General features: G+C 64.7%; 18 protein-coding genes. 7 read left to right on the top strand and 11 right to left on the bottom strand.

Annotated elements, in window-relative coordinates; genetic code table 11:
• Positions 1 to 278: 278 nt before the first annotated feature.
• From CF70_RS02845 to CF70_RS02835, 3 genes are all read left to right on the top strand, one after another.
• Positions 279 to 1250 carry an ABC transporter substrate-binding protein gene (locus CF70_RS02845; protein ID WP_035860078.1) on the top strand — a complete coding sequence of 324 codons (972 nt, stop codon included), beginning with the start codon at positions 279 to 281 and terminating at the stop codon, positions 1248 to 1250.
• Positions 1251 to 1399: 149 nt separating this feature from the next.
• Positions 1400 to 2296, top strand: a complete 897-nt coding sequence (locus tag CF70_RS02840; protein WP_035860075.1) for an ABC transporter permease — start codon at positions 1400 to 1402, stop codon at positions 2294 to 2296.
• 1 nt (position 2297) lies between these two features.
• A complete protein-coding gene (locus tag CF70_RS02835) occupies positions 2298 to 3092 on the top strand; it encodes an ABC transporter ATP-binding protein (RefSeq protein ID WP_035860073.1) in 795 nt (264 codons plus the stop codon).
• 66 nt (positions 3093 to 3158) lie between these two features.
• On the opposite strand, the gene CF70_RS02830 is transcribed toward CF70_RS02835, so the two are convergent.
• From CF70_RS02830 to CF70_RS02820, 3 genes are read right to left on the bottom strand one after another with little or no spacing between them, the layout of a single operon-like run.
• Positions 3159 to 3434: a hypothetical protein gene (locus CF70_RS02830; protein ID WP_035860070.1), complete on the bottom strand. Its 276-nt coding sequence runs from the start codon at positions 3432 to 3434 to the stop codon at positions 3159 to 3161.
• On the bottom strand, positions 3434 to 4843 hold the full coding sequence (locus CF70_RS02825; protein ID WP_035860067.1) for a LutB/LldF family L-lactate oxidation iron-sulfur protein: 1410 nt from the start codon (positions 4841 to 4843) through the stop codon (positions 3434 to 3436). The genes CF70_RS02830 and CF70_RS02825 overlap by 1 nt, the downstream gene beginning before the upstream one ends.
• A gap of 41 nt (positions 4844 to 4884) precedes the next feature.
• Complete coding sequence (locus CF70_RS02820; RefSeq protein ID WP_035860064.1) at positions 4885 to 5610, bottom strand: (Fe-S)-binding protein; 726 nt, start codon at positions 5608 to 5610, stop codon at positions 4885 to 4887.
• 237 nt (positions 5611 to 5847) lie between these two features.
• On the opposite strand from CF70_RS02820, the gene CF70_RS02815 reads away from it, so the two are divergent.
• From CF70_RS02815 to CF70_RS02805, 3 genes are all read left to right on the top strand, one after another.
• Positions 5848 to 6633: an IclR family transcriptional regulator gene (locus CF70_RS02815; RefSeq protein ID WP_006155981.1), complete on the top strand. Its 786-nt coding sequence runs from the start codon at positions 5848 to 5850 to the stop codon at positions 6631 to 6633.
• 236 nt (positions 6634 to 6869) lie between these two features.
• Positions 6870 to 7616, top strand: coding sequence for a FadR/GntR family transcriptional regulator (locus CF70_RS02810; RefSeq protein WP_035860058.1), 747 nt, complete (start codon positions 6870 to 6872; stop codon positions 7614 to 7616).
• Positions 7617 to 7644: 28 nt separating this feature from the next.
• Positions 7645 to 9057 carry an FAD-binding oxidoreductase gene (locus tag CF70_RS02805; RefSeq protein ID WP_035860055.1) on the top strand — a complete coding sequence of 471 codons (1413 nt, stop codon included), beginning with the start codon at positions 7645 to 7647 and terminating at the stop codon, positions 9055 to 9057.
• A gap of 100 nt (positions 9058 to 9157) precedes the next feature.
• Here the strand turns inward: CF70_RS02805 and pbpG are convergent, their stop codons facing one another.
• From pbpG to CF70_RS02780, 5 genes are all read right to left on the bottom strand, one after another.
• Entirely contained in the window at positions 9158 to 10384 is a 1227-nt protein-coding gene (gene pbpG / locus CF70_RS02800) for a D-alanyl-D-alanine endopeptidase (RefSeq protein WP_081861999.1), read from the bottom strand.
• 277 nt (positions 10385 to 10661) lie between these two features.
• Positions 10662 to 11363: a nitroreductase gene (locus CF70_RS02795; protein WP_035860051.1), complete on the bottom strand. Its 702-nt coding sequence runs from the start codon at positions 11361 to 11363 to the stop codon at positions 10662 to 10664.
• Between the two features lie 38 nt (positions 11364 to 11401).
• On the bottom strand, positions 11402 to 11854 hold the full coding sequence (locus CF70_RS02790) for an acyl-CoA thioesterase (protein ID WP_035860049.1): 453 nt from the start codon (positions 11852 to 11854) through the stop codon (positions 11402 to 11404).
• Positions 11855 to 11875: 21 nt separating this feature from the next.
• Entirely contained in the window at positions 11876 to 12781 is a 906-nt protein-coding gene (locus CF70_RS02785; protein WP_035860047.1) for a DMT family transporter, read from the bottom strand.
• Positions 12778 to 13737: a histone deacetylase gene (locus CF70_RS02780; protein WP_051647999.1), complete on the bottom strand. Its 960-nt coding sequence runs from the start codon at positions 13735 to 13737 to the stop codon at positions 12778 to 12780. The genes CF70_RS02785 and CF70_RS02780 overlap by 4 nt, the downstream gene beginning before the upstream one ends.
• 463 nt (positions 13738 to 14200) lie before the next feature.
• On the opposite strand from CF70_RS02780, the gene phaP1 reads away from it, so the two are divergent.
• Entirely contained in the window at positions 14201 to 14782 is a 582-nt protein-coding gene (phaP1, locus tag CF70_RS02775) for a TIGR01841 family phasin PhaP1 (protein WP_035860043.1), read from the top strand.
• A gap of 449 nt (positions 14783 to 15231) precedes the next feature.
• Here phaP1 and lpdA read toward each other — a convergent pair whose 3' ends face one another.
• The 3 genes from lpdA to CF70_RS02760 all read right to left on the bottom strand — a co-directional run.
• Entirely contained in the window at positions 15232 to 17010 is a 1779-nt protein-coding gene (gene lpdA / locus CF70_RS02770) for a dihydrolipoyl dehydrogenase (protein WP_035860040.1), read from the bottom strand.
• A 28-nt stretch (positions 17011 to 17038) separates the two neighbouring features.
• Positions 17039 to 17656 carry an MFS transporter gene (locus CF70_RS02765; protein ID WP_035860037.1) on the bottom strand — a complete coding sequence of 206 codons (618 nt, stop codon included), beginning with the start codon at positions 17654 to 17656 and terminating at the stop codon, positions 17039 to 17041.
• A gap of 93 nt (positions 17657 to 17749) precedes the next feature.
• On the bottom strand, positions 17750 to 18721 hold a 972-nt coding region (locus tag CF70_RS02760; RefSeq protein ID WP_035860035.1), incomplete at its 5' end, for a dihydrolipoyllysine-residue acetyltransferase.

Genomic DNA, 18721 nt, shown 5'->3' with positions numbered 1-18721 from the left:
GCGCCCCCCGCCCCTGCCGTTTTGCCCTGCTGGCGCACTGGAACAGGGCAAAACGGGGCAAAACAGGGCAAATCGCGTCTCGGAAATGGTATCCTCGCAGGCTTATCGCCGTCGTATCCGCTGCGCTCCAGCGACCGCCTGCCTGCCGCCTGGTGTGTCGTTCCCGCAACGGACCGGCCGGCCGGCGCCACGCGCCGCCGGGCAGGACTGCGGACCAAACCCATCGAAGACCAAGAGCGGCTGATTACCCAGAACCCACTCCGGGGGAGATCCATACTATGAAGTGTCTCAAGACATCGACCAAGACCATCCTGGGCAGCGCCGTGGCCCTCGCGCTGCTGTACGGCGGCGCTGTGCAGGCCCAGACCGTCAAGGTGCTGTCGATCGTCGACCATCCCGCGCTGGACGCCATCCGTGATGGCGTGCGCGACGAACTGAAGAGCGCCGGCTACGATGCCGACAAGAACCTGAAGTGGGAATACCAGAGCGCACAGGGCAATACCGGCACCGCCGCGCAGATCGCGCGCAAGTTCGTCGGCGACCAGCCCAATGTGATCGTCGCCATCGCCACGCCGTCGGCGCAGGCCGTGGTGGCCGCCACCAAGTCGGTGCCGGTGGTGTACTCCGGCGTGACCGACCCGGTTGCCGCCCAGCTGGTCAAGAGCTGGGGCGCATCGGGCACCAATGTGACCGGCGTGTCGGACAAGCTGCCGCTGGACCGCCAGGTTGCCCTGATCAAGCGCGTGGTGCCCAAGGCCAAGACGGTTGGCATGGTCTACAACCCCGGTGAAGCCAACTCGGTGGTGGTGGTCAAGGAACTGAAGGCAATGCTGGCCAAGGAAGGCCTGACGCTGAAGGAAGCCGCCGCGCCGCGCACGGTCGACATCGGCGCAGCCGCCAAGAGCCTGATCGGCAAGGTCGATGTGATCTACACCAACACCGACAACAACGTGGTGTCGGCGTACGAAGCCCTGGTCAAGGTCGCCAACGAGTCGAAGATCCCGCTGGTGGCTGCCGATACCGACAGCGTCAAGCGTGGCGCCATTGCCGCGCTGGGCATCAACTACGGCGACCTCGGCCATCAGACCGGCAAGGTGGTGGTGCGTATCCTGAAGGGCGAGAAGCCCGGCGCGATCGCTTCGGAAACCAGCGACAAGCTGGAGCTGTTCGTGAACACCGGCGCGGCCGAGAAGCAAGGCGTGACGCTGTCGCCCGAACTGGTCAAGGAAGCGAAGACCGTCATCAAGTAATCACGGCACGCTGACCCTGCGCGTTCGCGCGCAGGTGGCTCTATCCGGGCCCGCCCCCGGAACGCCCGTACCGCGTCGCCCGACCCGGGCAGCGCGCCAGGCGTTCCTGATCCGGCCTCCCGTGCCGGAAATAGCAACTGGATTTCCCCATGTCCCTCTTTTCCCTTCTGGGCGCCCTGGAGATCGGCCTGATCTTCAGCCTCGTCGCCCTGGGGGTGCTGATCTCCTTCCGCATCCTCAACTTTCCCGATCTGACCGTCGACGGCAGCTTCCCGCTGGGCGGCGCCGTGGCGGCCACGCTGATCGCTTCCGGCCAGGATCCCTTCATCGCCACAGGGCTGGCGATCGTGGCGGGGGCCTTTGCCGGTTTCATCACCGGCTGGCTCAATGTGCGCCTCAAGATCATGGACCTGCTCGCCAGTATCCTGATGATGATCGCGCTGTACTCGGTCAACCTGCGCATCATGGGCAAGCCCAACGTGCCGCTGATCACCGAGTCCACCATTTTCACCATCCTGCAGCCTGACTGGCTGCCGGACTACATGCTGCGCCCGGCCTTGCTGCTGATCGTGGTGGTGGTGGCCAAGCTCGGCCTGGACTGGTTCTTCTCCTCGCAGCTCGGCCTGGCAATGCGCGCCACCGGCGCCAACCCGCGCATGGCGCGGTCCCAGGGCATCGCCACCGGCCGCGCCACGCTGGCCGGCATGGCGCTGTCCAACGGACTGGTGGCACTCGCGGGCGCGCTGTTCGCGCAGACCCAGGGCGGCTCCGATATCTCCATGGGCATCGGCACCATCGTGATCGGCCTGGCCGCGGTGATCATCGGCGAGAGCATCCTGCCGGCGCGCCGGCTGGTGTACACCACGCTGGCCGTGGTGCTGGGCGCCATCCTCTACCGCTTCTTCATCGCGCTGGCGCTCAACAGCGAGTTCATCGGCCTCAAGGCGCAAGATCTGAACCTGGTCACGGCGGTACTGGTGACCGGCGCCCTGGTGTTGCCGGGAACCCGCAAGAAGCTGTTCGGCCGCAAGAACGGAGGTGCCTGAGATGCTGCGCGCACAAGACCTGAAACTCACCTTCAATCCCGGCACCCCGATCGAGACGCGCGCGCTGCGCGGCCTCAGCCTGGATATCCCGACCGGCCAGTTCGTTGCCGTGATCGGTTCCAATGGCGCGGGCAAGTCGACCTTCCTCAACGCCATCAGCGGCGACCAGATGGTCGATTCCGGCCGCATCACCATCGATGACATCGATGTCACGCGCAAGCCGGCCTGGGACCGTGCCCCGCTGGTGGCACGCGTGTTCCAGGACCCGATGGCGGGCACCTGCGAAGCGCTGACCATCGAGGAAAACATGGCGCTGGCCATGGCGCGCGGCAGCCGGCGCGGCTTCCGCGCGGCGCTGAACAAGCCCTCGCGCGAGCTGTTCCGCGACAAGCTGCGCCTGCTCAACCTGGGCCTGGAAAATCGCCTGACGGACCGTATCGGCCTGCTCTCGGGCGGCCAGCGCCAGGCCGTGAGCCTGCTGATGGCTTCGCTCCAGCCCTCGCGCATCCTTCTGCTGGACGAGCACACCGCCGCGCTCGACCCGAAGACGGCAGCCTTCGTGCTGGAGCTGACCGCCAAGATCGTGGAGGAAGCCAAGCTCACCACCATGATGGTCACGCACAGCATGCGCCAGGCGCTGGACTACGGGCAGCGCACGGTGATGCTGCACCAGGGCCAGGTGGTGCTGGACGTGTCGGGCGATCAGCGCGCCGGGCTGGACGTGCCGGATCTGCTGCGCATGTTCGAGCAGACACGGCATGAGCAACTGGATGACGATGCGTTGCTGCTAGGCTGAGCCCCGGCCAAAACGCAGAAGGCCCCCGTCTCGGCGGGGGCCTTCTGCTTTCCGGGCCAGCCACGTTCAGGCCGTGGCCGCCTTGTCCAGCCAGCGCTTTAGCTGGTCGGTCACCGCCGAACTCGAAAACGAGCAGCTGTCCTGCGCGAACACCGCCGACATCTCCAGCCGGCGCAGCAACTCTTCCATCGCCTGCCCGAACATCGGCGGCAATACCAGCGTGGGCGCTGCCTCGCGCCAGCTGCGCACCAGGCCATCGGCGGCGAGCTGGCCGCCGATATGTTGTTCAAGCGCTGCGCGCATGGCCGCCAGCGCCGGCGCGTTGTCAGTGGTCGTGGCCATCAACGGGCCCTCCTTTCCTTGTAGAGTTCGCGGAACGTCCGTCCGCTCGGTGCGGGCAGGTCGCGGGTCTCCGTCCAGCCCCGGCCTGCCATCGGCAGCCTGGCGATCAGCTTGCTGCTGCCGCCCATGCGCGAGAGCAGGCGCGCGCCGATGCGGGTGGCGAAGGCATAGAGTGCCGGACGGCGCGCCACGTAGCCCCACACCTGCAGCCCGAACCGCTCCTGCCAGGGGCGCAGGCCGCGTTCCATCTGTTTCTCCCGCAGCTTGCGCAACAGGTCCGATAACGGGATGGAAGCCGGGCACACGCGGTTGCATTCGCCGCACAGCGTGGCTGCCTGTGGCAGATCCAGCGCGTTGGCCAGGCCCGTATAGCTCGGCGTCAGCACGCTGCCCATCGGGCCAGGATAAACCCAGCCATAGGCATGGCCACCGATCTTCTGGTAAACCGGGCAGTGGTTCATGCAGGCGCCGCAGCGGATGCAGCGCAGCATGTCCTGGAAGTCGCCCCCGATCAGGCCACTGCGCCCGCCGTCGACCAGCACGAAATACATATGCTCGGGACCATCGCGCTCGCCCTCGGCACGCGGGCCGGTCAGCAGCGAGAAATAGTTGGAGATCGCCTGCCCGGTAGCCGAGCGCGGCAACAGCCGCATCACAGTGGCCAGGTCTTCCAGCGTCGGCAGCACTTTCTCTATGCCGGTCACGGCTACGTGCACCCGTGGCATCACCGTGCACATGCCCTCGTTGCCTTCGTTGGTCACCACCGCCACCGATCCGGTTTCGGCAATGATGAAGTTGCCGCCGGTCACGCCCATGTCGGCCGACAGGAATTCCGGCCGCAGCACTTCGCGCGCCTCGCGCGTCATCGCGGGGATATCGGTCAGGCGCGGCTTGTGGTGCACCCTGGCAAACAGGTCGGCGATCTCTTCCTTGTCCTTGTGCACCACCGGGGCGATGATGTGCGACGGCGGCTCCGCGTCATTGATCTGCAGGATGTACTCACCGAGGTCGGTCTCGATGCTCTGCACGCCCATCTCGCCAAGCACCTGGTTCAGGCGCATTTCCTCGGTCACCATCGATTTGCTCTTGATGACCTTCTTGACGCCATGCTTCTGCGCGATCTCCGCCACCAGCCGCGCGGCATCCGCGGTGGTTTCGGCAAACAGCACGGTGGCGCCGCGGCGCGTGGCGTTTTCCTCGAAAGTGGCCAGCCAGACATCGAGGTTCTGCAACGCGCGGTCACGTCGCTCCTTGAGCGCCTCGCGCGTGGCATCGAAATCGATGTCGCGAATGGCATCGGCGCGCGCCGTCACGAACTTGGTGGAGAGCTTCTTGAGGTTCTGCTGCAGGCGCTGGTCGGCCAGTTTCTGGCCCGCGCGCGCCTTGAATTCCATGCTGCGAACTTGCATAGCGGGGATCTCGCCAAGGTTTGTTTTTCGTCCGCCCGGGCTCAGGCGTCGCCGGCGAGCACTTGCGCGATGTGCAGCACCTGGGTACGTGTGTCGCCGGTCCGGCGCAGGCGCCCTTCGATATTGAGCATGCAGCCAAGGTCGCCCAGCACCACGGCATCGGCGCCGCTAGCCTTGATGTTGGCGCATTTCTCGTCGACGATGGCTGTCGAGATATTGCCGTACTTGACCGAGAAGGTGCCGCCGAATCCGCAGCAAGCCTCGCAGTCCTTCATCTCGCTCAACTGCACGCCCGGCAATTGCGCCAGCAAGGCGCGCGGCTGGCTCTTGACGCCGAGTTCGCGCAGGCCGGAGCAGGAGTCATGGTAGGTAATGCGGCCGGCGAACCTGGAATCGAATTCGCCCAGCTTGGCCACGTTGGCCAGGAAGTCGGTCAGCTCGAACACGCGCGAGCGCAAGCCCTCATAGCGGCCATTGAGTTCGGGATCGTCGCCCAGCAGGTCGGCGTAGTGATGCAGCACCATGCCGCCGCATGAGCCCGACGGGATCACCACGTAGTCGAACATCTCGAACTCGCGCAGGAATTTCTCCGCCAGATCGCGCGCTCCGGCGCGTTCGCCCGAGTTGTACGCAGGCTGCCCGCAACAGGTCTGGGCCTCGGGCACCATCACTTCGTAACCCGCCTTCTCAAGCAGCTTGAGCACCGAGAAGCCGATTTCCGGACGCATGAGGTCCACCAGGCAGGTGGCGAACAGACCGACTCGCATTGTTTCCCTTTTCCAGACCCCGAAACCCCGCAATTATGCGCTCTTGCGCACCGTGCGGCATACAAAAGCGTTCATGGCGCGGGTGAATTCACTGCATTTTTGCATGCCTTTCCCGGCACATCCGTCATCGAAAGAACCTGAAGTTTCTTTCGGTAATGTCATTTCACCTATTGAAATTTTCACAATGCGAGATAGAATCAGGCAACCGCTTAATTTGCCGCACGGCAACATTTCCCCATGGCAGAAGCAGACAAAGCACCAGGAAAGACATCCATCCAGGTCATCGAGCGCATGATGACCTTGCTGGATGCGCTAGCCCAGCATGCTGACCCGGTCAGCCTGAAAGAACTGTCGTTGACCACCGGCCTGCACCCCTCCACGGCGCACCGCATCCTCAACGATATGGTGGCCTGCCGTTTCGTCGACCGCTCCGATCCCGGCAGCTATCGGCTTGGCATGCGGTTGCTGGAACTGGGCAACCTGGTCAAGGCCCGCCTGTCGGTACGCGACGCGGCACTGGCGCCGATGCGCGCGCTGCATCGCGTAACGGGCCAGACCGTCAACCTGTCTGTGCGCCAGGGCGATGAGATCGTCTACATCGAGCGGGCGTACAGCGAACGCTCCGGCATGCAGGTGGTGCGCGCCATTGGTGGACGGGCGCCGCTGCACCTGACCTCCGTGGGCAAACTGTTCCTGGCGGCCGATGAAGTCGCGCGGGTGCGCAACTATGCCACCCGCACCGGGCTGGCCGGCCATACGCGCACCTCGATCACGGACCTGATCAAGCTGGAACGCGAACTCAACTGGGTCCGCACGAACGGCTACGCGCGCGACAACGAGGAACTGGAACTCGGCGTGCGCTGCATTGCAGCCGGCATCTACGACGATTCGCGCCGGCTGGTTGCCGGGCTCTCGCTGTCGGCCCCGGCCGACCGCCTGCAGGACAGCTGGCTGCAGAACCTGAAGGAAACCGCGCTGCAGATCTCGCGCGGCATGGGCTACGCGACCGACGTGGCCGCCTGAGCCCCGCAGGGGTGAGGGATAGGCGGGACACCCTTCCCGCCCGGTCCCGGCACCGCCTTCACCCCGCTATCCTGCTTTTCCGCTGACGCCTGCCGCCTGGTTGCCGCTTGGCAGTCATTGATCCTCAATCGCCGGCGGCACGCTTAACCCCATTTCCCCCATTCATGCATCGATCCGCAACGACAAGGGTTTACACTTAGTTTTCAGATAACCTGAATAGCGATATCCTGCCGGGCATGCGTACCAAAGCCATCACCCTCACCGAACAGGTGACCCAGCAACTGCGCGCCGAGATCGCTAACGGCACTTACCCCGTTGGCGCCCGCCTGCCGACCGGCAAGCAGCTTGCCGGGCACTACGGCGTGAGCCCGGCCGTCATCCGCGAGGTGACCGAACACCTGCGCTCCCAGGGCCTGATCGAAAGCCGTCAGGGCGTGGGCAGCACGGTGCGCTCCCGCGTGGGCAATGCCGGTTTCCAGTTGCCACGTGAGATGGACATCGATCGCGACGAACTGGCGAGCATCTACGAACTGCGGCTCGACCTCGAGAGCGCTGCTGCCGCGCTGGCCGCGCAACGGCGCACCGCGCAGGATGTCGCTGAGATGCAATCGCTGCTGGAGCGGCTGGCGGCGCAACTGCACGATCCTCACCGCAGCGTGGAGGCTGACACCGCCTTCCATGTGGCAATCGCCACCGCCACGCACAACAAGTACTACCTGCAACTGCTCCAATACCTGAACCTGCAATTGCACCAGGCCGTGCATGTGGCACGGCTGAATACGCGCCAGCAGGATGGCCTGTCCGAACAAGTCCACCAGGAGCACCTGGCCCTCTTCCACGCGATCCGTGCCGGCGACCCGGAACTGGCGCGCGCCGCTGCCGTGTCCCATCTGCAGGGCGCGGCGGCGCGCCTGGGCCTGCGGCCGCACGCGCGCGCCGAGTCCCCCGCAGCCGGGCAGGAACCATCCCATTCAGCGGCCTGAGCCGCACCGCCTCTCCAGAAGAACCACCATGCAAAATACAGCCTTCCTGCCCCGCCTGATCGAAACACTGGGCCCCGACGTGGTTGCCACCGAGCCCGACCAGGTCGCGCCCTGGCTCGCCGACTGGCGCGGCCTTTACCGTGGCAATGCGCAAGCCGTGGTACGGCCACGCTCGGTGGACGAGGTGGCCCGCTGCCTGGCGCTGTGCCAGCAGGCCGCGGTGCCGGTGGTGCCGCGCGGCGGCAATACCGGCCTGTGCGGCGGCGCCGCGCCTGACAGCAGTCCGGTCAACGTGGTGCTGAGCATGGACCGCATGAACGCGATCCGTTCGATCGATACCATCGCCAACACGATGGTCGCGGAAGCGGGCTGCATCCTGGGCAACCTGCGGCGCGCCGCCCAGGAAGCGCATCGCCTGCTGCCGCTCAGCCTGGCGGCCGAGGACTCCTGCCAGATCGGCGGCAACCTTGCTACCAATGCTGGCGGTGTCAATGTGGTGCGCTATGGCATGACGCGTGAACTGGTGCTGGGCATCGAGGCCGTGCTGCCCAACGGCGAGATCTTTCACGGGCTGCGCGCCTTGCGCAAGGACAACACCGGCTACGATCTCAAACAATTGCTGATCGGCTCCGAGGGCACGCTCGGCGTGATCACCGCCGCGGCGCTGCGCCTGTTTCCGCGCACCGATGCGCGCTCGGTGGTGCTGGCCGCGGTGGCGTCGCCCCTGCAGGCGCTGGAGCTTTTCGAGCTGCTGTTCGCCCAGTGTGGCGCGCGCCTGCAAGCCTTTGAGTTCTTTACCGGCGATTGCGTCGACCTGGTGCTCAGGCATGCGGAAGGCGTACAGGAGCCGTTCGCCCAGCGCCATCCCGCCTACGTGCTGGTGGAACTGGCCGACACCACGGACGAAGAGGCCCTCAATACGCTGCTCGAACGCGTGATCGGGGAAGCGCTGGAGCGCGAGTTGTGCCTGGATGCCGCGGTCTCCGCTTCGCTGGCGCAATTGCAGAGCCTGTGGAAACTTCGCGAGGAAATCTCCGAGGCGCAGCGCGCCGACGGGCCGCACCTGAAGCACGATGTCTCACTGCCGATCGAGCAGATCCCCGCCTTCATGGCATCGATGGAGACGCGCCTCAAGTCCGTCAGCCCCAGCATCCGCCCCTTCATCTTCGGGCACTTCGGCGACGGCAACCTGCACTACAACCTGTCGCGTCCGGCGGGCGCGGATCGCGACTGGACCGCTCTGCACGGCAAGGCACTGACCGCCGAGGTGCTGGACGAGGTCGCGCGCTACGGCGGCAGCATCAGCGCCGAGCATGGCATCGGCCAGCTCAAGCGCGATGATTTCCTGCGCCTCAAGGACCCGCTCGAACTGCGCCTGATGCGGGGCATCAAGCAATTGCTGGACCCGGCCGGCATCATGAACCCGGGCAAGCTGCTGTAGGTGCCGGGCGCGCCGCGGCGCGCAACGAAAAAACGCGCCGGGAACGGCGCGTTTTTCATGACCTCAGGTCCGTGGGTGCCGGGTCATTGCGGCTCCGCCGTCAGATGCCGCGTGGCTGCTGGGCGGTAAGGATAGCCTGGGGGGAACCTGGCCCCTGCGTCAGGTTAGGGGAGGACGGAAAAGGGCGGCCGGGACCCGTTTGCACGTGTTCCAGCCAGTCCTTGACGCGGTTGGCATCGGCAAAGCGCGACAGCTTGCCAACCGAATCCAGGAACACCATCACCACATTGCGGCCGTTCACCTTCGCCTGCATCACCAGGCACTGGCCAGCCTCGGAGATAAAGCCGGTCTTCTGCAGGCCGATATCCCAGTTGCCGCCGCGCACCAGGCGGTTGGTGCTGACGTAGTGCTGGGTACGCCCGAGCACGTTGACCTCATACTCGGTCTGCGTGGAGTACTCGCGGATGGTGGGATTGCGGTACGCCGCGTTGACCATGCGCACAAGGTCCATCGCGCTCGAGACATTGCTGCTCGACAAGCCGTTCGAATCGACGAAGTGGCTGTCGTTCATGCCGAGCTCGCGCGCCTTGCGGTTCATGGCCTGCACAAACGCCGGCAGGCCGCCCGGATAGCTGCGGCCCAGCACCGATGCCGCCCGATTCTCCGAGGACATCAGGGCCAGCAGCAGCGCTTCCTGGCGGCTCAGCTGCGCACCGAACCGCAGACGCGAACTGCTGTGCTTCTCATTGTCGCGGTCTTCCTCGTTGATGGTGAGAACCTCATCCATCGGCTGGCGCGCGTCCATCACCACCAGCGCGGTCATCAGCTTGGTGATCGAGGCGATCGGCAGCACCGCGGCGGCGTTCTTCTGGAACAGCACTTCGTTGGAGTTCTGGTCCATCACCAGCGCCACGCTGGAGCGCAGCGCGAGCGCATCCTCCGTGTCACGCAGGCCGAGCGCCTCACCCAGCGAGGGTTTCGCGGGGATGAAGGCCGCGCGAACCGGTGCAGCCTGGCGTTGTGCCACGACCTGGCGTTTGCCGTTCTTCAGCACCACGACCTTGCGTGTAGTGACGTGCTCGGCCTTGCCACTGCTGGCGACCTGCTTGGTTTTCGCGGATTTAGAGGAGGTACTTGCCGACTTTTTCTCGGACTTGGTGACTTTTGCCGACTTTTTGCTGGTTTTTGCGGTGTCCGACGATTTCGTCGCGGCATCGACCGCAGGAGCGGCCAGCATGGAAACGGTCAGCAGCACAGAGGCCGCGACCGATGTAAGAGGGGTAGAGCCGAAGAATCGAAACAATAGGGGGGAATCAGACCGGAACATGATTCATTCAGCGCGCAACTTGGATTGCGCCAGTTTAGGAAAAAAAGAAATTGTTAGCAAGATTAAAGACTTACGAAGCCTCTTTAAAGTTCGATTTGCAAACAATTCCACATCGCGAAAAAAACAACGCATTCATCACATGACACGTGCAGCAAGACCGACGTGGACTGTGGTAATTCCACAGCGGATCGCCCTTCTTGCCCGCTCATCGGCGCCCTCCGAGCCAACCGGACCGCAGCCGGCTCATGCATGAAATATAGCTCGCAGCCAACGAGACTTACGACAAGAAACGTGCGAACCCGCTTACAGGTTCACGTTCCGTACTAAGGGTATTCTCTATGGCCGCGGGGTCGGCATACCCCAGGGCCATGCCGCAGACCACCATCTCGTCCGCCGGCAGGCGCAAGTGATTGGCAATGACCGCGTGGAACTGGGTGAAAGCCGCCTGCGGGCAGGTATCCAGCCCACGCGCCCGGGCTGCCACCATGATGCTCTGCAGAAACATGCCGTAATCCAGCCAGCTACCCAGCTCCAGGATGCGGTCGATGGTGAAGATCATGCCCACCGGCGCACCGAAGAAGGTGAAATTGCGGGAGTGCTGCGCGTGCATGCGCGCCTTGTCCTCGCGGCTGATCTGCAGCAGGCTGTACAGGTCCCAGCCCACCTTGCGCCGGCGGTCGATATACGGCGCCACCCACGCGCGCGGATAGTAGGGATACTCTTCCCGGTACTTGCTGTCGCGCTGCGGATCGTCGTAGGCGGTCAACACGTCGGCGGACAATTTCAGCTTGGCATCGCCGCTCAGCACATAGACCCGCCACGGCTGGGCGTTGGTGCCGGAAGGCGCCCGGCTGGCCACCGCCAGGATCTCGTTGACCACATCGTGCGGCACCGGCGTATCAAGAAAAGCGCGCACCGAGCGGCGCGTGATGATGGCCTGGTCTACCAGGGAGGTGTCCCGCTTGTGCTGCGAATCCATGACAGTCAACTCCTTCATGTGTCTGTGCCCTGCCCCGATCAGGCACCGGCGTCCGCGGATTCGCACACCAGCGCCTGCAAGGCATTGCGCAGCGCAGGCGGCAGCGGTACCGGCCGCCGCGTGGCGCGATCCACATAGACATGGACGAAATGACCTTGCGCCGCAGCGACGTCGTCGTCATTGCGGAACAGGCCCACTTCGTAGCGCACGCTCGAGTTGCCCAGCCGCGCCACGCGCAGCCCGGCCACCACGGTGTCGGGGAAGCTAAGCGCTGCGAAGTAGTTGCATTGCGTTTCGATCACCAGCCCGATGGTGTCGCCAGCCTCGATATCGAGCACGCCCTGCCGGATCAGGTAAGTGTTCACAACGGTATCGAAATAACTGTAGTAGATGACGTTGTTGACGTGGCCATAGACGTCGTTGTCCATCCAGCGCGTGGTGATCGGCTGGAAATGACGGTAGGCACTACGGGTATCGGCAGTCGGTTTCATCGGAAGCACGCAAGAGGAAGATCAGCGGCGAATCACAAGGGCCACGCCGCCAGCGGCGAGGGCCATGCCAAGTGCTGCCAGCGGCGGAAAACTCTCGCCGAACAGCAGCCACGCCATGACGGCGGTGGTCGGCGGCGTGAGATACATCAGGCTGGACACCTTGGTGGCCGCGCCCTCCCGGATCAACAGGAACAGCAGCGAAATCGCGCCGATTGACAGCGCCACCACCGACCAGGCCAGCGCGCCGAACATCTCGGCGTTCCACTCGACGTGGCGGGTCTCGGTAAGAAACATGAAGGGCAGGCAGGCCAGCGCCGCCGCCGCGAACTGGATCACGGAACCCATGCGCAGGTCGAACATCGGGCAATAGCGCTTCTGGTACAGCGTACCGAAGGTGATCGAGAACAAGGCACCCACGGCAAGCAGCAGGCTCGGCGCGGACAGCCCACTGGCCGACAGCTTGTTGGCCACCACCAGGCCCACGCCCACGATGCCCAGCGCCAGCCCCAGCCACTGGCGCCGTCCGATGGTCTCGCCCATGCGCGAAGCCGCCAGCGCGGTCAGGATCGGCTGCATGCCGACGATCAGGGCGGAAACACCCGCCGGCATGCCGAGTTTGACCGCTGCCCAAACGCCGCCGAGATAGCCCGCCTGCAGGAACAGCCCCGCCAGGGCGATATGCCCCACCGTGCGCCAGTCAGTGGCGCCGGCACGCTGCGGCAAGGGCACCCGCGCCACCACCACGAAGGGCACCATCAGCACCAGCACGCCGACAAAGCGCAGGAACAGGAAGGTCATCGGCTCGGCATGCGGCATGCCGTACTTGGCCACGATAAAGCCGGTACTCCAGATCACCACGAACAGCCACGGCATGGCGGCCATCCAAAGGGTGCCGCGCGTCGCGCGGACTTGGCTGATTGCGCTCATTGCTGTGCCACCCTGATATGGCCGGCAGGCGCGAACGCGTCCGGCTTTTCGCGCCGGGCATAACGCTCGTGATATTCAGCGGCGAGCGCGATGGTCTGCGCATGCACCGCCACGGTGTCCTCGATCTGGTTGCCGTAGCCGCCAGCCATCGCCACAGCGATCGGCAGCCCCCGCGTCAGGGCCGCGTCAAACACCAGGCGATCGCGCCTGGCCAGTCCGGCGAGCGTGAGCTTCAGGCGGCCCAGCCGATCGCCCTCATGGGGATCGGCGCCTGCCAGGTAAATGATCAGATCCGGAGAGAAGCGCGCGAACAGGGTTTCGAGCGCGCCCTGCAACGCCGCGGCGTAAGCCTCGTCGTCGCAGCCATCTGGCAGCGCCACGTCGAGGTCGCTGGCTTCCTTGCGAAAGGGATAGTTTTTTTCGCCGTGGAGGGACAGCGTGAACACGAAGGGGTCGTCGCGCAGGATGGCAGCAGTCCCGTTGCCCTGGTGCACATCGAGGTCCACCACCGCCACGCGCTCCACCCGGCCGTCGCGGCGCAGCTGGCGTGCCGCGATCGCCGCATCGTTGAAAACGCAGAAGCCGCCGCCCTTGTCCGCATAAGCATGATGCGTCCCGCCCGCCAGGTTCACTGAAATGCCCTCGCGCAGCGCGGTGCGGCATGCCTCGATGGTGGCGCCGGCCGAGCGCCGCGATCGCTCGACCATGGCATCGGACCACGGAAACCCGATCTCGCGCTGGCGCGCAGGGTCCAGTGCGCCCCGGGAGACGCTGGCCACATATTCCGGGGTATGCGCCAGCAGCAAGGCATCGTCTCCGGCACGCGGGGCCTCGGCCAGCGTCAGGCCCGCCACTTCCCGCTCAACCGTCTCCCTCAACATGCTGTACTTGCGCATCGGAAAGCGATGGCCATCGGGCAGGGGCAGGACAAAGTGGTCGGCGTAGAAGGCGAGCATGGGGATTGACTTGGGGCGGACATCTGGCCGGCAGGCCGCTGGTCCCGGCAACAGGGCCGTGGCGCATCGGCCGCTGCGTTGCACGCGCTTGGGCAGCACCGACTCGGGCAGACCGCGATGGTAGCACTGAGCCGGCGCGAAGGTACGCGACCAGGACCGCCCTTCCCGCGCCCGAACTGGCGTAAATCCGCAACTCTGGCGGCGCGATATGTGGCATCAGGTCGACTTCCGGCGACTTCGGCCGGACTTATTTGTGCATCGCACAAGAAATTCTTGACACCGTTTTTCTTTTCCCTACAATTGGAATTGTTGCGGCGCACCATCGGTTTTGCAGAGCAAGCGGAGGCGCCGGCAACCCCCAAACGCCTGGGGCTGGCTGACGAAAAGCAGTGACGTCGTCATGGCTTTGACATCTGGGCGGCCTAATTTTGTCTGACATTGAACTTCATTATTGGAGACCAGCATGAGCTTCACCCCGGAACAAGTCGCCGCAGCGCAAAAAGCCAATCTCGAAACCCTGTTTGGCCTGACCACCAAAGCCTTCGAAGGCGTTGAGAAGCTGGTCGAACTGAACCTGCAAGTGGTCAAGGCCACGTTCGCTGAAAACGTGGACAACGCCAAGAAGGCCCTGTCGGCGAAGGACGCCCAGGAATTCCTGGCCATCCAGTCCTCGCTGATCCAGCCGGTTGCCGAAAAGGCCTTGGCCTATAGCCGCCACCTGTACGAAATCGCCTCGGAAACCCAGTCGGAATTCACCAAGGTTGCCGAATCCCAACTGGCCGAAAACTCGAAGAAGGTGCAAGCCCTGGTCGAGAACCTCGCCAAGAATGCCCCGGCCGGCTCCGAGTCGACCGTTGCCATCGTGAAGTCCGCGATCAGCGCCGCCAACAACGCTTACGAGTCGGTCCAGAAGGCCACCAAGCAAGCTGTTGAAATCGCCGAAAGCAACTTCCAGGCAGCCGCCAGCGCCGCCACCAAGGCCGCCCAGCAAGCCAGCGCAACGGCTCGCACCGCGACCAAGAAGGCCGCCCCCGCCGCCGCCTAACTAGCGCAGGCAGCACAACGGACCGGCTTCGGCCGGTTCGTTGGCAAAGCGCGCCTGGCACGGCCAGCGCATTTTGCCAACGAAGGCAGCACGGACGGCAACCAAGCCGCCCTGCCCTCTAACGATGTCTCCTCGGTATCTGGTTTCCTTGTATTCCAATATCGATTCATTCCCGGCTATGTGCCGGGATTTTTTTTGCCCGCGGCGGGCCGACGGCGCCGATTTCAGCCTCCGCGCGATGCGGCACCGGTGCCTGGCAGCATCCATCCTTCGCGTCAAACCGGTTATTTGCCGATCCACGGCCTGCCACGGCCCTCCTCTGCTGCAAGCGGGGTTTGGCTGGCGAAGCCACAAGTGGGTGGCCGGAAAAACTTGGCGGTTAATTGCGAATCTGGTGACAAAAAGGCCCGCCGTGCGGCGGGCCTCGATGCGTGGCAGATGCTGGCCGCTTAACGCTTGCGCGGCGGCGGCACGTCGGTGCAGACGCCTTCGTAGATCTCGGCAGCCATGCCGATGGACTCGCCCAGCGTCGGGTGCGGGTGGATCGTCTTTCCGATATCCACCGCATCGGCGCCCATCTCGACGGCCAGGCAGACTTCGCTGATCAGGTCGCCGGCATGCATGCCGACGATGCCGCCGCCGATGATGCGGTGGGTTTCCTCGTCGAAGATCAGCTTGGTAAAGCCCTCGTCGCGGCCGTTGGCAATGGCACGGCCCGAAGCGGCCCATGGGAACACGCTCTTGCTGTACTTGATGCCTTGCGCCTTGCACTGGTCTTCCGTCACGCCGGCCCAGGCCACTTCCGGATCGGTGTAGGCCACCGATGGGATCTGCTTGACGTCGAAGTACGCCTTCTCGCCGTGCGCTGCCTCGGCCGCGACGTGCGCCTCATGCACCGCCTTGTGAGCCAGCATGGGCTGGCCGACGATGTCGCCAATGGCAAAGATGTGCGGCACATTGGTGCGCATCTGCTTGTCGACGTCGATAAAGCCGCGGTCCGTCACCGCCACGCCCGCCTTCTCGGCGCCGATGCGCTTGCCGTTGGGCACGCGGCCCACCGACACCAGCACCAGGTCGTAGCGTTGCGGCTCGGCCGGGGCCTGCTCGCCTTCGAACCTGACGTAAATACCGTCCGGCTTCGCTTCCACGCCGACCGTCCTGGTCTTGAGCATGACCTTGTCGAAGCGCTTCTTGTTCATCTTGTCCCAGACCTTGACCAGGTCGCGGTCGGCACCCTGCATCAGCCCATCGAGCATTTCGACAACATCGATATTGGCGCCCAGCGTGCTGTACACCGTGGCCATTTCCAGCCCGATGATGCCGCCGCCGATCACCAGCATCTTGTTCGGCACCTCGGGCAGCTCAAGCGCGCCGGTGGAGTCGACGATGCGCGGATCCTCGGGGATGAACGGCAGCTTGACCGCCTGGCTACCGGCTGCGATGACGGCCTTCTCAAAGCGGATCACGGTCTTCTTGCCGGTGGTCTGCTTGGCGTCGCCTTCGGTTTCCTGCACCTCGAGGTGATGCGGATCCAGGAATGTGCCAACGCCGCGCACGACCTGCACCTTGCGCGCCTTGGCCATGCCGGACAGGCCGCCGGTCAGCTTGCCGACCACGGTTTCCTTGTAGTGGCGCAGGCCGTCGAGGTCGATCTTGGCTTCGCCGAACAGGATGCCGTGCGCCGCCAGCGCCTTGGCTTCGTCGATTACGGCGGCGTTGTGCAGCAACGCCTTGGACGGGATGCAGCCGACGTTCAGGCAGACGCCGCCGAGCGTGCCGTAGCGCTCGACCAGCACGGTATTCATGCCGAGGTCGGCGCTGCGGAAGGCAGCCGAATAGCCGCCAGGGCCAGCGCCGAGCACCAGCATGTCGCAAGTGATGTCCGCGCTGCCCGAATGCGAGGCCGCCACGGGTGCGGCAGCCGGAGCAGCGACCGGCGCGGGAGCGGCCGCAGGGGCCGGTGCCGGCGCGGCTGCCGGCTTGGCGGCGGCTTCGCTTTCCAGCGTGCAGATCACCGCGCCCTTGGCGACCTTGTCGCCCACCTTGATACGCACCTCGAGCACCTTGCCGGCCGCAGACGAAGGCACGTCCATGCTGGCCTTGTCCGACTCGAGCACGATCAGCGACTGTTCCTGCTCGACCGTATCGCCAGCCTTGACCAGCACTTCGATCACTTCCACCGCGTCGAAATCGCCGATATCCGGCACCTGGACTTCGATCACACTCATGTTTTGCTCCTCAAGAACGCGCCCCGCTTCAGATACGGGCCGCGCCATCGTTATTGATTGCGCCGTCGCCGGCCGTGTCACCGAGCCGTACCACCTGCACTTCGACCGGACCTGCCGAACTCTTGTCGAACTCCACGCCTGCATCCACGCCGATCCGCGCAATCTCCCCGGCGTTCAGGCCCGGCTGGTCGTAGACCGCGTGCATGGCGCCCAGCGCGTAGTTGCGCCCCGAGCCAATGCCCCAGAAACGGTCGAACGAAAAGACTTCGCGGTACGAATAGACACCGAATATGCCCGCCGGATTGGCGATGAGGCACACGATCTGCGAGGACTCGTAGGGATCGTCCTCATCTTCCTTGGTGTTGATGAAATACTCGTTCTTGAGTTTTTCATGCACCTTGAGAAAAGTCCGGAAGACGTCGTCGCGCGAGCCCAGGCGGCAATCCTCGCCCAGCCCGGCCAGCAGGCTGCGCATGACCGGAAAATGGGCGGTGGTGCCCGCGAGCGCGACAAAGCTGTCCCCCACGGGAAACACCTTCTGGTTGCGCTCGTAGGCACGCGTGAGCCGGGTGTCGCCAAACGTCACCAGTGCGTCGGCGGCAATTGCCACCTCGCCGGCCTTCTTGACGACAACGCAGGTAGTCATGGACTCGCTTCCTTCCTGTTTTCCGGACGGCAGGTTGCAGACGTCTGGCAGAGGGCGCGCACGGCCGCGAGGGCCGGGCGCACCCTGCCCGCCTTACAGCAGGATGCGGCGGAAATCGGCCAGCAGTTGCCCGAAGTAGGTATTGAAGCGGGCCGCCTCCGCACCGTCGATGACGCGGTGATCCCACGACAGCGACAGCGGCAGCGTCAGGCGCGGCACGAATTGCTTACCATCCCACACCGGCTTCTGGTACGACTTGCAAACGCCCATGATGGCCACTTCAGGCGCGTTGATGATCGGCGTGAAATACGTGCCGCCGATCCCGCCCAGCGAGGAGATCGAGAAGCAGCCGCCTTGCATCTGGTCCGGTTTCAACTTGCCGTCGCGCGCCAGCTTGGCCAGCTCGTTCATTTCCTGGCCGATCTCGATCACGCCCTTCTTGTCGGCGTTCTTGATGACCGGCACCACCAGGCCATTCGGCGTATCAGCGGCAAAACCGATGTTGAAGTACTTCTTCAGCACCAGGCTGTCGCCGTCGAGCGAGGCGTTGAAATTGGGGAATTTCTTCAGCGCCGCCACGGCAGCCTTGATCATGAAGGCCAGCATGGTGACCTTGATGCCCTGCTTCTCGTATTCCTTGTTGAGCTGCACGCGGAAGGCTTCGAGGTCGGTGATGTCAGCTTCGTCGTGGTTGGTGACGTGCGGAATCATCACCCAGTTGCGATGCAGGTTCGCACCGGAGAGCTTCTTGATGCGCGACAGCGGCTTGCTTTCCACGTCGCCGAAACGGGTGAAATCCACCTTCGGCCACGGCAGCAGGTTCAGCTCGCCACCGCCACCGGCCGGCGCGGCAGCGGCTTGTGCCGGAGCCGCGGTCAGCCCGGTCATCACGCCCTTGACGTAACCCTGCACGTCGTCCTGGGTGATGCGGCCCTTGGGTCCGGTGCCCGGCACGCGCGAAACGTCCACGCCAAGTTCGCGCGCGAACTTGCGCACCGAGGGGCTGGCGTGGGCGGCGGCGCCGGTCACGCCGGCGACCGGCGCGGCGGCGGGCGCGGCCACGGG

Source organism: Cupriavidus sp. SK-3, from assembly GCF_000611145.1.
Lineage (GTDB): Bacteria > Pseudomonadota > Gammaproteobacteria > Burkholderiales > Burkholderiaceae > Cupriavidus.
Note: the sequence above shows the minus strand (reverse complement) of the source record. Positions and strands in the feature narration are given on the sequence as shown.